This window comes from Streptococcus parasanguinis (genome assembly GCF_001069785.1).
Classification (GTDB): domain Bacteria; phylum Bacillota; class Bacilli; order Lactobacillales; family Streptococcaceae; genus Streptococcus; species Streptococcus parasanguinis_T.
On sequence record NZ_JVSR01000051.1, the window covers coordinates 48,296 to 60,893 of the forward strand.

Below are 12,598 nucleotides of genomic sequence, written 5' to 3' on the forward strand. Positions count from 1 at the left end.
AGATGTATGGCAAAACAAACAGTAAGCAAACGAACCAAACAAACCCTAGCAGGTTTTGTGGTGGCAACGGCCCTAGCTATTGGGGGCTATTATTTCAATCAACCGACGGTAAAAGAAGCGACAGATCAGGTTGTTTCGGTGGTGACTAGTAGCCAACAAGAAACACCTAGTAAAGAGTTAGCTAGCTCTGTATTAACGAAATCTGCTCGTTCACAATTAGGAAATGACTTGGAATGGAATGGTGCTGGAGCCTTTGTAGTTAAGGGAAATCGAACAGATCTGGATGCCAGTGTGGCTAGTCAACCCTATGCGGATAACAAGACAAAAGAAGTCAATGGAAAGACTGTGCCTACGGTTGCCAATGCCATCATGACCAAAGCGACTCGCCAGTACAGAGATCGAGATGCAACAGGTAGTGGCCTAACCGATTGGAAACCAGCAGGTTGGCATCAGGTCCACAATCTATCCGGTGAGTATGACCATGCTGTGGATCGGGGCCATCTATTGGGCTACGCCTTGATCGGCAATCTCAAAGGTTTTGATGCTTCGACTAGTAATCCCAAAAACATCGCTGTGCAAACGGCTTGGTCCAATCAAGCCAATGATCCTCATTCCACTGGTCAAAACTATTATGAGACCCTGGTCCGAAAAGCACTGGATAAGAACAAGCGGATCCGCTATCGGGTGACCTTGATCTACAACCATCCAGAAGATCTGATTCCATTAGGTTCTCAGATCGAAGCTAAATCGAGTGATGGGACCCTTGAGTTCAATGTCTTTGTTCCCAATGTTCAAAGTGGGATTAGCCTGGATTACCAGACAGGAAAAGTAACCGTTCATCAATAAGCTGGAAAGCGTAGTTATTTAAGTTATTTTTAAGAATGGGGTGTTACAATTGCATACCTTCTTTAAGAGAAAGGAGAATGTATGAGAACCATTTTTCGATTTTTCAGAGGAATCCTTCGTATGGCTTGGAGTCTTTTTTGGGGATTTTTCTGGACCATTGCCATCAGTTTTCTCGTTCTAGTGGGGATCATCTATTTCACAGATTCTCCTAGTTCTGGTATGGATGGGTTTGGACGAGCTGCCCAAAAGGTTGTCTATCAAGTCGGGAATTTGTTTGGTGATCAGGGTTTTGCATCGCGCTTCGGGATGACACCTAGCTCACAGACCACGCAGACGGACAATCATGAGCATAGCGGTGCTCGCTGGGAAAAAGCGGAGGCCACGGTCTACCTGGATCCCAATATCAGTCAAACTTTTGTAAAAGCTTATCGGGATGCTATTGAGGCTTGGAACCAAACAGGCGCCTTTACCTTCAAATTGGTTACAAATGAAAAAGAGGCTAATGTGGTCTTGACGGAAATGGATAACGCATCGGTTTCTGCTGCAGGAGAGACTGCCTCTCAGACTAACCTTTTAACCAACCGGTTCACCCACATCACAGTGCGTCTCAATCGCCATTATCTTTTAAATTATGTCTATAACTATAGTTATGATCGAATTGTCAATACAGCTGAGCATGAGCTAGGACATGCGATAGGGCTGGACCACACTGATGGAGAATCGGTCATGCAACCGGCTGGTTCCTTCTACAGTATTCAGGATACAGATGTGGAAGCAGTTCGACAATTGTATAAGGAAGAATAAGTTTTAAAATACTTTCTAAAAGTTCTGAGCCTCAAGGGGCTCAGGATTTTTTTGATGGCTCGTCTTTTCTTGTTTAATCCGTAAAAAGATAGTAAAATAGGGACATGATTATTTTACAAGCCAACAAAATTGAACGCTCTTTTGCAGGGGAGGTTCTTTTTGATAATATCAGCCTGCAGGTGGATGAAAGGGACCGGATTGCCCTGGTCGGAAAGAACGGAGCCGGCAAGTCTACCCTCTTAAAAATCTTGGTGGGAGAAGAAGAACCAACTTCAGGAGAAATCAATAAAAAGCGGGATCTTTCTCTCTCTTATTTAGCCCAGGATAGTCGCTTTGAGTCGTCCAATACTATCTACGATGAGATGCTCCACGTCTTTGACGATCTCCGTAAAACGGAGAAAACTTTGCGCCAGATGGAACTTGAGATGGGGGAAAAAACTGGGGCTGACTTAGAAAAACTCATGCAGGACTATGACCGTCTCTCGGAAGAATTCCGTCAGGCTGGTGGCTTCACCTATGAAGCAGATATCCGCGCCATTCTCAACGGCTTTAAGTTCGATGAGTCCATGTGGCAGATGAAGATTGAAGAGCTGTCTGGTGGGCAAAATACCCGTCTAGCTCTGGCCAAGATGCTCTTAGAAAAACCAAATCTCCTGGTACTGGACGAGCCGACCAACCACTTGGATATTGAGACCATCGCCTGGTTGGAAAACTATCTGGTCAATTATAGTGGTGCCCTTCTCATTGTCAGCCACGACCGGTATTTCCTAGATAAGGTCGCAACCATTACACTGGACTTGACCAAGCATTCTTTAGATCGCTATGTCGGTAATTACTCCAGTTTTGTTGAGCAAAAAGAGCAAAAATTGCTGACCGAAGCCAAGAACTACGAGAAGCAACAAAAAGAAATCGCGGCGCTGGAAGACTTTGTTAATCGCAATTTGGTGCGGGCTTCGACTACCAAGCGGGCTCAGTCTCGGCGCAAGCAGTTGGAAAAAATGGAGCGCCTAGACAAGCCAGAAGCTGGGATCAAGTCTGCCCATATGACCTTCCATTCTGATAAGACATCGGGCAATGTCGTCTTGACTGTAGAAGAGGCAGCCGTCGGCTATGACGATCAAATCCTCTCAGAGCCTATTAATTTGGATATCCGCAAGATGAATGCAGTCGCCATTGTGGGACCAAATGGGATCGGGAAATCTACTCTTATCAAGTCCATCGTCGGGCAGATTCCTTTTATCAAGGGGGAAGCTCGTTTTGGGGCCAATGTCGAGGTGGGTTACTATGATCAGACCCAAAGTAAACTAACGCCTCACAACAGTGTCTTGGATGAGCTATGGAATGATTTTAAACTGACGCCAGAAGTAGAAATCCGCAATCGCCTAGGAGCCTTTCTTTTCTCTGGGGATGATGTCAAGAAAATCGTCGGCATGCTGTCAGGTGGAGAGCGGGCGCGCTTGCTTCTAGCCAAGCTGTCCATGGAGAATAACAACTTCTTGATTCTCGATGAGCCGACCAACCACTTGGATATCGATAGCAAGGAAGTGCTGGAAAATGCCTTGATTGATTTTGATGGCACCCTGCTCTTTGTCAGTCACGACCGTTACTTTATCAATCGGGTGGCTACACAAGTCTTGGAACTGTCGGAAGAAGGCTCAACTCTTTATCTAGGAGACTATGATTATTATCTGGAGAAAAAAGCGGAGTTAGAGGCCCTTGCTGCAGCACAAGCAGAAGCTGTGCCTGTTTCTTCGACCGAAGAAGTCACCAGCAATGACTATCACCTGCAAAAGCAAAACCAGAAGGAACTCCGGAAAATCACTCGTCGCATTGAGCAATTGGAAGCAGAGATGGAAGAGCTGGATAAAAAAATCCAAGACATCACCGAAACTATGCATAGCACCAACGATGCAGCTGACTTGATTCAACTCCAAAGCGAGCTGGATCAACTAACTGTCCAGCAGGAAGCGGTCATGGAAGAGTGGGCAGAACTGTCAGAGCAGGTGGAATAGATGGAAGATCTTGGAAAAGTTTTTCGTGAATTTCGAATCAGTAAAAATTATTCGTTAAAAGAAGCTGCAGGAGAAGCTTGCTCGACCTCCCAATTATCCCGTTTTGAATTGGGGGAGTCGGATCTGGCTGCTTCTCGCTTCTTTGACATTTTGGACAATATCCATGTGACAATTGAGAATTTTATGGATAAGGCCAGAAATTTTCAACACCATGAGCATGTCGCCTTAATGGCTCAGATTATTCCACTTTACTATTCAAATGATATTGCAGGTTTTCAAAAGCTTCAAAGAGAACAACTTGAAAAAGCCAAACATTCCACCAATCCCCTCTATTTTGAATTGAACTGGATCCTGCTACAAGGGCTAATTTGCCAGAGAGATGCTAGCTACACGATGCAGCAGCGTGATCTGGACAAGGTGTCAGATTACCTCTTTCAAACGGAAGAGTGGACCATGTATGAATTGATCCTCTTTGGCAATCTCTACAGCTTTTATGATGTGGACTATGTCACACGGCTTGGGAGAGAAGTGATGGAGCGTGAAGATTTCTACAAAGAAATTGGTCGCCATCGCAAACTGGTCTTGATTCTTGCTCTGAATTGCTACCAACATTGTTTAGAACACTGTTCTTTTGAAAACGCCAGCTATTTTGAAGCCTATGTAGAAAAGATTATCGGGAAGAGCATCAAACTCTACGAACGCAATGTTTTTCATTATCTTAAGGGATTTGCTCGGTACCAAAAGGGGCAAACAGAAGAAGGGCGGCAGCAAATGCAGGAAGCCATGCATATTTTTGACGTGCTGGGACTGCCAGAGCAGGTGGCCTATTATCAAGAACACTTTGATAAATTTGTAAAAAATGAATGTTCCTAATAGGACAGTGATAAAGGAGATTTTATGAACCGACATGCGGTCCAATTAATTAGTCGTGGAGCTATTAACAAAATTGGAAATATGCTCTATGATTATGGGAATAGTGTCTGGCTGGCCTCGATGGGGACTATAGGAAAGACGGTATTAGGGATCTATCAGATTTCTGAGTTAGTGACAGGGATTCTCGTGAATCCTTTTGGAGGAGTGATTTCAGACCGTTTTTCTCGTCGCAAGATTTTGATGACGACCGACTTGGTTTGTGGACTCCTTTGTTTGGCGATTTCTTTTATCACAAATGATAGCTTGATGATTGCGGCTCTTATTTTTGCCAATATTGTTCAGGCCATTGCCTTTGGTTTTTCTCGACCTGCCAATAAAGCCATTATTACCGAGGTAGTAGAGAAAGAAGAGATTGTGACCTATAACGCTCACTTGGAGTTAGTCTTACAGGTTGTTAGTGTCTGTTCACCTGTTTTTTCTTTCCTAGTTCTACAATTTGCCAGTCTTCATATGACCCTCTTATTAGATGCACTGACCTTTTTCATTGCTTTTGTCCTAGTGGCTTTCCTTCCGAAAGAAGAAGCTAAGGTGCAAGAGAGGAAACAGTTTACCGGGAAAGATATTTTTTCTGATATCAAGGATGGGTTAGACTATATCTGGCATCAGAAAGAGATTTTCTTTCTCTTGTTGGTGGCTTCTAGCGTCAATTTCTTTTTTGCAGCTTTTGAGTTTTTACTTCCCTTCTCGAATCGTCTATACGGGGTTAAAGGAGCTTATGCGACTATTTTAACGCTGGGAGCTATTGGATCTATTCTAGGAGCGCTTGTTGCCAATAAAATGAAATCAAGTATGAGAATTCTCCTGTTTTTACTGATCATGGCAGGGATAGGAGTGTTCATAATGGGCTTGCCCCTTCCGCCTTATCTTTCCTTTTCAGGAAATTTGGTCTGTGAATTTTTTGTGACCATTTTCGACATCCACGTTTTTACTCAAGTACAAACCAAGGTGGAAGATGATTATCTAGGTAGAGTATTGAGCACAATTTATACCTTGGCTGTTCTCTTTATGCCCATCGCCAAAGGGTTGATGACTTGGTTGCCAAGCGTCCGTATGAAATCATTTCTCTTGATTGGAGCTGGGGTTATTCTCTTTTCACTCTTGGCTCAGCTAGTAGCTAAGCAACTTCAATCAAAAGAACAGTAGGGATCCTTTGATAAATTTGTAAAGCATTAATTTTCCCAAATAGGGGACAAAATGAAAACCTCTTTCATGAACTGATACAATAGTTTCAGAAAATGAAGGAGGTTTTTTATGAATCGACATGCTATCCAGTTGATTGCTCGTGGGGCGATCAATAGAATGGGAAATATGCTCTATGACTATGGGAACAGTGTTTGGCTGGCTTCGATGGGGACGGTAGGAAAGACAGTGTTGGGGATTTATCAGATTTCTGAACTCGTCACCTCCATTCTAGTCAATCCATTTGGAGGCGTGATCTCAGACCGTTTTTCCCGTCGCAAGATTTTGATGACGACCGACTTGGTTTGTGGTCTCCTTTGTTTGGGAATTTCTTTTATCACAAATGATAGCTTGATGATTGCAGGCCTGATTGTTGCCAATATTGTCCAGGCCATTGCTTTTGCTTTCTCTCGTACGGCTAATAAAGCCATTATCACAGAAGTTGTAGAAAAGGATGAGATTGTGACCTATAATGCCCGCTTGGAGTTGACCTTACAAGTGGTCGGTGTTAGTTCTCCTGTGTTCTCTTTCCTTGTTTTACAATTTGCCAGTCTCCATGCGACTCTCTTACTAGATGCGCTAACTTTTTTCATCGCCTTTGTTCTGGTCGCTTTCCTTCCGAAAGAAGAAGCCAAGGTTCAGGAAAAGAAACGGCTTACGGGAAAAGATATTTTTTCGGATATGAAGGATGGATTGCACTATATCTGGCATCAGAAAGAGATTTTCTTTCTCTTGTTGGTGGCTTCCAGCGTCAATTTCTTTTTTGCAGCTTTTGAGTTTTTGATTCCTTTTTCGAATCGCCTTTACGGGGTCAAAGGAGCATATGCGACCATCTTAACCTTGGGCGCTATTGGCTCTATCATCGGAGCCTTGATTGCTAATAAATTTAAATCAAGCATGGAAATGCTACTTTTCTTATTGATTTTAACAGGAGTAGGAGTCTTCATGATGGGCTTGCCCCTTCCGCCTCTTCTTTCCTTTTCTGGAAATCTAGTCTGTGAGCTCTTTATGACAATTTTTAACATCCACTTTTTTACCCAGGTTCAAACCAAGGTAGAAGGAGACTATCTGGGCCGGGTCTTAAGCACCATTTTTACCTTGGCCATTCTCTTTATGCCTGTGGCTAAAGGCTTGATGACCTGGTTGCCAAGTGTCCGTGTAGAATCTTTTCTCTTGATAGGAGCTGGCGTCATCCTCTTTTCACTCTTAGCACAAGTAGTCGCCAAGAAATTACAAGCAAAAGAAGGTACATCAGCATAAAAAAAGCACCGATCGGTGCTTTTTTAGTTGTTATTTTTTTCTTCTATTTTAACTTCTTTCTTTTCTTCCTCCAGTTGCTTTTGAGTGCTCTTGAGTTCTTTTTTTAGGGAGAAGCCCTTTGAAAAATTAACCAAGGTCATGACAAATGCACCCAAGAGGACACAGAGCAAGATCAGAATGATCAAGGGCAATTTAAATTGGACCAAGAGGAAATTCACAGTGACTGATTGCATGTTTGCAAGGGAAATACCAGCAATCAATAAAATTAAAAGTAATAAAGCAATGTAGTGTAGATTATTTTTGTTCATCATTATCTCCTTATTGTTCAGCAGGGGCCTTGCTTTTCACATCAGCGTACTCTTCCGGCTGCTCTAGGCTTAGAATCTCCTCATAAGCCGGTAGGGAAAGGTCCTTGCCATATTTATTTTTTAAAGCAGTGCTCACTAGTCGATAGGCCAAATTGGCATTTCGGGACAAGATAGGACCGTGGAAGTAGCTGCCAAAGACGTTCTTGTAATGAACCCCTTCGCACCCATCTTCTTTGTTGTTCCCATTTCCATAGATGACCTTACCCAGCGGTTTTTCATCCTCAGCCAAGAAGGTCCGACCTTGGTGGTTTTCAAAACCATAATAGGTTTCGTTAAATTCTTCGTTATGGATTTTGATATCACCGATATAGCGGTTGTTGACTTGGTTGAGCGTATAGTGGCCCATAATGCCAAGTCCCTCAATGCGTTTGCCAGAAGCTTCAATGTAGTATTGGCCTAGAAGCTGAAAGCCACCACAGATAGCAAGGACTACACCATCGTCATCAATGAAGCGTTCGAGGTCTTCTTTTTTATCTGGTAGATCCTCGGATACAATGGTCTGTTCGTAGTCTTGCCCGCCGCCGAAAAAGGCGATATCGTAGGCATCAGGGTCGAACCGGTCTTTGAGAGAGACGATATCAACAGTGACATGGGCTCCAAGCTTTTCCGCAACGTACTTGAGCATGAGGATATTCCCATTGTCCCCATAGGTATTCATTAAGTTGCCATAGAGATGGGCAATACGCAGGCTGTAGGGATACTGTGCCTGATCAGAAGATTCTAGGGAAGTATAAGTCATTAGTGCATCTCCTTTTCAATCAGGTGTTCTTGGGCCAAAAGTTCACGGAATTCTAGCATGGCTGTATAGGTAGCTAAAATGTAAGCGTGAGGGGTTTCCTGTTGCTGGATGCGTTGGAAAACCTCTTTTAATTCAGCCATTTCTGTGATCTTTTCTGCAGGATAGCCAGTGACCCGAAGTCGCCGAGCAATCTCAGAGTGGCGCACCCCGCCAGCGTTGATCTCTGGAATGTCCATCTGAGTGATTTGCTCGAAGTCGGCATCCCAAATCCAGCTGGTATCAATCCCATCTGCATAATTCGCATTGAGGAGAACCGACAAGCTAAAGGGATAAGGGGCTAGTTTGATCATTTCAATGGCTTGGGTCGCACCAACCGGATTTTTAATCAGGACTAGGGTACATTCCTTATCCCCAATCTTAAAGGTTTCCTGGCGACCAAAGACAGCGCGACTGCGATCAAATCCTTGCTTAATCACTTCAGGTTGAACCCCAAAGAATCCAGCAACGGAAACAGCTGCTAAGGCATTATAGATGTTGTAGAGACCACCGATATTGATGTGGTAATCTTGCCCTTGGATCCGGAATTGGGAAGAGCGCTGGGTTAATGAGAGGAGATCCGATACGGCATAAGTCAGAGAAGGCCTGTGGAAACCACAGTGCTCACAGATATAATCCCCAAGATTAGCATAGGTATTGAGCTTGTACTGGAGGATGTTGTGGCAATGCGGACAGAGGATTCCTTCCGTATTGTAATGAGCTAGTTGTGGCTCTGATTTGTCAGTATCAAATCCATAATATTGGATCGGATTGGATAAGGTCTGACTATTAAAGAGAGGACTATCTCCATTTAACAGAACCGTGGCAGTTGGGACCTTGTGAATAGCATCCAAAATCATTTGGTAGGTCGTATAGATCTCTCCATAGCGGTCCATCTGGTCCCGGAAAATATTAGTGACCACAAAAAGGCTGGGCTTAATATAATCACAAATCCGAGAGAGGCTGGCCTCGTCAATTTCAAGTACCGCAATCGGTCGATTTGCTTTCGAATGCTTAGCACGTAAGAAGGTCGTTGTAATCCCAGAGATCATATTGGCCCCACTTGGATTGGTCAAAATAGGTCCAAAAGCTTCTTGGAGAATACCTACTGTTAGCGCAGTGGTCAGGGTTTTTCCATTTGTCCCTGTAATCACAACAATCTCATAGTTTTTTGCCAGTTGACTGAGAATATCTTTATCAAATTTGAGGGCTACTTTACCTGGTAGGGTTGATCCCCGCCCCATCTTTTCTAGAATAGAGCCGGAAAGCTTTCCTGCCAGAAGGCCCAAGGTTGTATTTATCTTCATAAATCATATTTTATCATAAAAAGCATCAGAAGGTTACAGAAAAATCTGTTGAAACGTGTTATAATAAGATGATGTCTTTTAGAGAAGTGGTAGGTATGAGAATATGAATATTCAACAGTTTTCAAATCCACAATTTTGGACCAGTTTGTTCCCAAATTGGTGGAGTGTTATTATCAATATCATCGATATTGCCCTGGTGGCTTGGTTGCTGTATTTTTTGATCAAGGCCATCGTCGGGACCAAGATCATGATTTTGGTGCGTGGAGTTATTATCTTTTTCTTGGCTCAATTTTTAGCCAATTTTTTGGGTTTAACGACTATTTCTTGGCTGATCAATCAAGTGATTACCTATGGGGTTATCGCGCTGGTTGTGATTTTCTCCCCTGAAATTCGGATTGGCTTAGAGCGTTTAGGTCGGGCGACAGAATTTTTTACGACGAGTGAAGTCAGTCAGGAAGAGAAAATGGTACAGGCCTATGTCAAGGCAGTGGCTTATATGAGCCCACGTAAGATTGGTGCCTTGGTAGCTATTCAAGGGGCCAGAACCCTTCAGGAATACATTTCCACAGGGATTCCACTAGATGCGGAAATTTCAGGAGAATTGCTGATTAATATCTTCATTCCTAATACTCCTTTGCACGATGGAGCGGTCATTGTCCGCAATGATAAAATTGCCGTTTCTTGTGCCTACCTGCCCTTGACGGAAAATACCGGAATTTCAAAAGAGTTCGGAACGCGTCACCGCGCAGCCATTGGTTTGTCTGAAGTTTCGGATGCCTTTACCTTTGTGGTATCAGAAGAAACGGGCGGGATCTCTATGACCTATAATGGAACCTTCCGACACGATTTAACTTTAGAAGAGTTCGAGGCAGAATTGAGATCCTTCTTGGTTCCTGAAGAGAATAAAACGAGTAGTTGGAAAGAGCGTCTATTTGGGAGGGTGACAAAATGAGATCGAAAAAAGAATTTCTTTATGTTTTTGCCTCCGTCTTATTGTCCTTTATCTTGTTTATTAATGCGTCATCCTTTAATTTTCAAAATAATAGCAGCGCTAGACAAGTAAGTTCAGAGACCTACACCAATACCTTGACCAATATTCCGATTGATGCCAAGTACAATGACAAGACATACTTTGTCAGTGGGTTAACATCGGAAGTAACAGTCTTTCTAAAGGGTTCAAACCGGGTCGCTCTAGCAAGCGAAATGCAGCCGGGAACTCGGAAGTTTCGCGTGGTAGCGGATCTTCGTAAGGCCAAGGAAGGTACCGTTGAAGTGCCGTTGATTGTGGAAGATCTTCCGGCTGGTTTGACCGCAACCGTAGAGCCTCAGAAAGTTTCTGTAAAAATCGGGAAGAAAGCGAAAAAATCGTTTGCGGTCAGGGCTACGATCCCGGACAATCAAATTGTGGATGGAATAACGGTTTCGGATATTTCTCTTGAAACCACCAAGGTAGAAGTGACCAGCGATCAAGAAACCTTGAGTCGCATTGATCATGTCCAAGCGGTCTTCCCATCCAGTGAGATCATTAGTGGAAATTATAGCGGAACTATTTCCTTAAATGCAGTAGATGCCCAAGGAAATGTTCTACCAGGTTTGGTCAAGCCGAGTGAAACACGGATTCAAGTGACCACAAAGAGTAGCTCGTCTACGTCAAGCTCAAGCAGCTCGTCGTCGACCTCCTCCAGTTCAAGTAATTAGAAAGTAAAAAAGGTAATGAAGAATGGGTAAATATTTTGGGACGGACGGTGTCCGTGGAGAAGCAAATGTAGAATTAACGCCAGAATTGGCTTTTAAACTAGGCCGTTTCGGTGGCTATGTGTTGAGCCAACATGAAGAAGAAACACCCTTGGTATTTGTTGGACGTGATACGCGTATTTCTGGTGAAATGTTAGAGCATGCCTTAATTGCTGGCCTCTTATCTGTTGGAATTCGCGTCTACAAGTTGGGTGTGATTGCAACGCCAGGTGTTGCTTATCTAGTTCGTACGGAAAAAGCCAGTGCCGGAGTGATGATTTCTGCTAGCCACAATCCAGCCTTGGACAATGGCATCAAATTCTTTGGTGGTGATGGCTTCAAATTGGATGATGATCGCGAACTTGAAATTGAAGCCTTGCTTGATGCTGCTGAAGATACCCTTCCACGTCCAAGTGCCCAAGGTTTAGGAACGGTCATGGAATATCCAGAAGGCTTGCGTAAGTATCAAGAATTCCTTGTATCGACAGGTGTCCAACTCGAGGGCATGCACGTAGTCTTAGATACAGCAAATGGTGCAGCCTCTACTAGTGCCCGTCAAATCTTTGCAGATCTGGGAGCTCAATTGACCGTCATCGGTGAAAACCCAGATGGTTTGAACATCAATGATGGGGTTGGTTCTACTCACCCAGAGCATTTGCAAGAGAAAGTCAAAGAAGTAGGCGCAGCGATTGGTCTAGCCTTTGACGGAGACAGCGATCGCTTGATTGCAGTGGATGAAAATGGAGAGATTGTTGACGGGGATAAGATCATGTACATCATCGGTTCTTATCTTTCAAGCAAAGGCTTGCTCGAAAAAAATACGATCGTCACAACCGTCATGTCCAATCTCGGCTTCCACAAGGCATTAGATGCGAAGGGAATTCAAAAAGAAATCACAGCTGTTGGAGATCGTTATGTGGTCGAAGAGATGCGCAAGTCTGGTTACAACCTTGGTGGTGAACAATCCGGTCACGTCGTCATCATGGATTACAACACGACTGGTGATGGTCAATTAACAGGAGTTCAATTGACTAAAATCATGCAAGAAACCGGCAAGAAATTATCTGAATTGGCTGCTGAAGTAACCATTTATCCACAAAAACTCGTCAATATCCGGGTTGAAAATAGCATGAAAGATAAGGCGATGGAAGTACCTGCTATTCGTGAAATCATTGAAAAAATGGAAGCGGAGATGGCAGGAAATGGACGTATTTTGGTACGTCCAAGTGGAACTGAACCCCTCCTTCGAGTGATGGCAGAAGCACCAACCCATGAAGAAGTGGACTACTATGTAGATACCATTGCTGCAGTTGTTCAAGCAGAAATCGGACTTTAACCTTGTAAAAAACATGGCTCGCAAATAGGCGAGCAGAGGAGGTA

12 protein-coding genes are annotated in these 12,598 nt (G+C 43.7%); 9 read left to right on the forward strand and 3 right to left on the reverse strand.

Annotated elements, in window-relative coordinates; translation table 11 throughout:
- Window positions 1–6: 6 nt before the first annotated feature.
- The 6 genes from ADG03_RS03650 (at window position 7) to ADG03_RS03675 (ending at window position 7,034) form a co-directional block, all read left to right on the forward strand.
- Window positions 7–846 (forward strand): DNA/RNA non-specific endonuclease, encoded by an 840-nt coding sequence (locus tag ADG03_RS03650; protein WP_049472157.1) that lies wholly within the window; start codon window positions 7–9, stop codon window positions 844–846.
- An 81-nt stretch (window positions 847–927) separates the two neighbouring features.
- Window positions 928–1,650: a M57 family metalloprotease gene (locus tag ADG03_RS03655; protein ID WP_009732560.1), complete on the forward strand. Its 723-nt coding sequence runs from the start codon at window positions 928–930 to the stop codon at window positions 1,648–1,650.
- Between the two features lie 104 nt (window positions 1,651–1,754).
- The gene (locus ADG03_RS03660; RefSeq protein WP_049472158.1) at window positions 1,755–3,662 is read left to right on the forward strand and encodes an ABC-F family ATP-binding cassette domain-containing protein; all 1,908 of its coding nucleotides are present in this window, start codon (window positions 1,755–1,757) and stop codon (window positions 3,660–3,662) included.
- Window positions 3,663–4,535 carry an XRE/MutR family transcriptional regulator gene (locus ADG03_RS03665; protein ID WP_049472159.1) on the forward strand — a complete coding sequence of 291 codons (873 nt, stop codon included), beginning with the start codon at window positions 3,663–3,665 and terminating at the stop codon, window positions 4,533–4,535. It begins immediately after the preceding gene.
- 24 nt (window positions 4,536–4,559) lie between these two features.
- Window positions 4,560–5,738, forward strand: coding sequence for an MFS transporter (locus ADG03_RS03670; protein WP_049472161.1), 1,179 nt, complete (start codon window positions 4,560–4,562; stop codon window positions 5,736–5,738).
- A 108-nt stretch (window positions 5,739–5,846) separates the two neighbouring features.
- Entirely contained in the window at window positions 5,847–7,034 is a 1,188-nt protein-coding gene (locus ADG03_RS03675; protein ID WP_045759262.1) for an MFS transporter, read from the forward strand.
- Window positions 7,035–7,057: 23 nt separating this feature from the next.
- On the opposite strand, the gene ADG03_RS03680 is transcribed toward ADG03_RS03675, so the two are convergent.
- The 3 genes from ADG03_RS03680 to murT are packed head-to-tail and all read right to left on the reverse strand — an operon-like array spanning window position 7,058 to window position 9,484.
- Window positions 7,058–7,342: a lipopolysaccharide assembly protein LapA domain-containing protein gene (locus ADG03_RS03680; protein ID WP_024056107.1), complete on the reverse strand. Its 285-nt coding sequence runs from the start codon at window positions 7,340–7,342 to the stop codon at window positions 7,058–7,060.
- 10 nt (window positions 7,343–7,352) lie between these two features.
- On the reverse strand, window positions 7,353–8,141 hold the full coding sequence (gatD, locus tag ADG03_RS03685) for a lipid II isoglutaminyl synthase subunit GatD (RefSeq protein ID WP_049472163.1): 789 nt from the start codon (window positions 8,139–8,141) through the stop codon (window positions 7,353–7,355).
- Window positions 8,141–9,484, reverse strand: coding sequence for a lipid II isoglutaminyl synthase subunit MurT (gene murT, locus ADG03_RS03690; protein WP_023917716.1), 1,344 nt, complete (start codon window positions 9,482–9,484; stop codon window positions 8,141–8,143). Before murT ends, gatD begins: the two co-directional genes overlap by 1 nt.
- A 103-nt stretch (window positions 9,485–9,587) precedes the next feature.
- Between murT and cdaA the strand changes: the two genes are divergently transcribed.
- Genes cdaA through glmM form a run of 3 tightly spaced genes read left to right on the forward strand, consistent with a single transcriptional unit; the run spans window position 9,588 to window position 12,554 of the window.
- On the forward strand, window positions 9,588–10,436 hold the full coding sequence (gene cdaA, locus ADG03_RS03695; protein ID WP_023917718.1) for a diadenylate cyclase CdaA: 849 nt from the start codon (window positions 9,588–9,590) through the stop codon (window positions 10,434–10,436).
- Window positions 10,433–11,182 carry a CdaR family protein gene (locus ADG03_RS03700; RefSeq protein ID WP_023917720.1) on the forward strand — a complete coding sequence of 250 codons (750 nt, stop codon included), beginning with the start codon at window positions 10,433–10,435 and terminating at the stop codon, window positions 11,180–11,182. Before cdaA ends, ADG03_RS03700 begins: the two co-directional genes overlap by 4 nt.
- A 22-nt stretch (window positions 11,183–11,204) precedes the next feature.
- A complete protein-coding gene (gene glmM / locus ADG03_RS03705) occupies window positions 11,205–12,554 on the forward strand; it encodes a phosphoglucosamine mutase (RefSeq protein ID WP_023917722.1) in 1,350 nt (449 codons plus the stop codon).
- The last annotated feature ends 44 nt before the right edge of the window (window positions 12,555–12,598 follow it).

Coding starts and splice junctions, on each gene's coding strand:
- ADG03_RS03650 (WP_049472157.1), top strand. CDS start 7: ATGGCAAAACAAACAGTAAGCAAACGAACCAAACAAACCCTAGCAGGT.
- ADG03_RS03655 (WP_009732560.1), top strand. CDS start 928: ATGAGAACCATTTTTCGATTTTTCAGAGGAATCCTTCGTATGGCTTGG.
- ADG03_RS03660 (WP_049472158.1), top strand. CDS start 1,755: ATGATTATTTTACAAGCCAACAAAATTGAACGCTCTTTTGCAGGGGAG.
- ADG03_RS03665 (WP_049472159.1), top strand. CDS start 3,663: ATGGAAGATCTTGGAAAAGTTTTTCGTGAATTTCGAATCAGTAAAAAT.
- ADG03_RS03670 (WP_049472161.1), top strand. CDS start 4,560: ATGAACCGACATGCGGTCCAATTAATTAGTCGTGGAGCTATTAACAAA.
- ADG03_RS03675 (WP_045759262.1), top strand. CDS start 5,847: ATGAATCGACATGCTATCCAGTTGATTGCTCGTGGGGCGATCAATAGA.
- ADG03_RS03680 (WP_024056107.1), bottom strand. CDS start 7,342: ATGAACAAAAATAATCTACACTACATTGCTTTATTACTTTTAATTTTA.
- gatD (WP_049472163.1), bottom strand. CDS start 8,141: ATGACTTATACTTCCCTAGAATCTTCTGATCAGGCACAGTATCCCTAC.
- murT (WP_023917716.1), bottom strand. CDS start 9,484: ATGAAGATAAATACAACCTTGGGCCTTCTGGCAGGAAAGCTTTCCGGC.
- cdaA (WP_023917718.1), top strand. CDS start 9,588: ATGAATATTCAACAGTTTTCAAATCCACAATTTTGGACCAGTTTGTTC.
- ADG03_RS03700 (WP_023917720.1), top strand. CDS start 10,433: ATGAGATCGAAAAAAGAATTTCTTTATGTTTTTGCCTCCGTCTTATTG.
- glmM (WP_023917722.1), top strand. CDS start 11,205: ATGGGTAAATATTTTGGGACGGACGGTGTCCGTGGAGAAGCAAATGTA.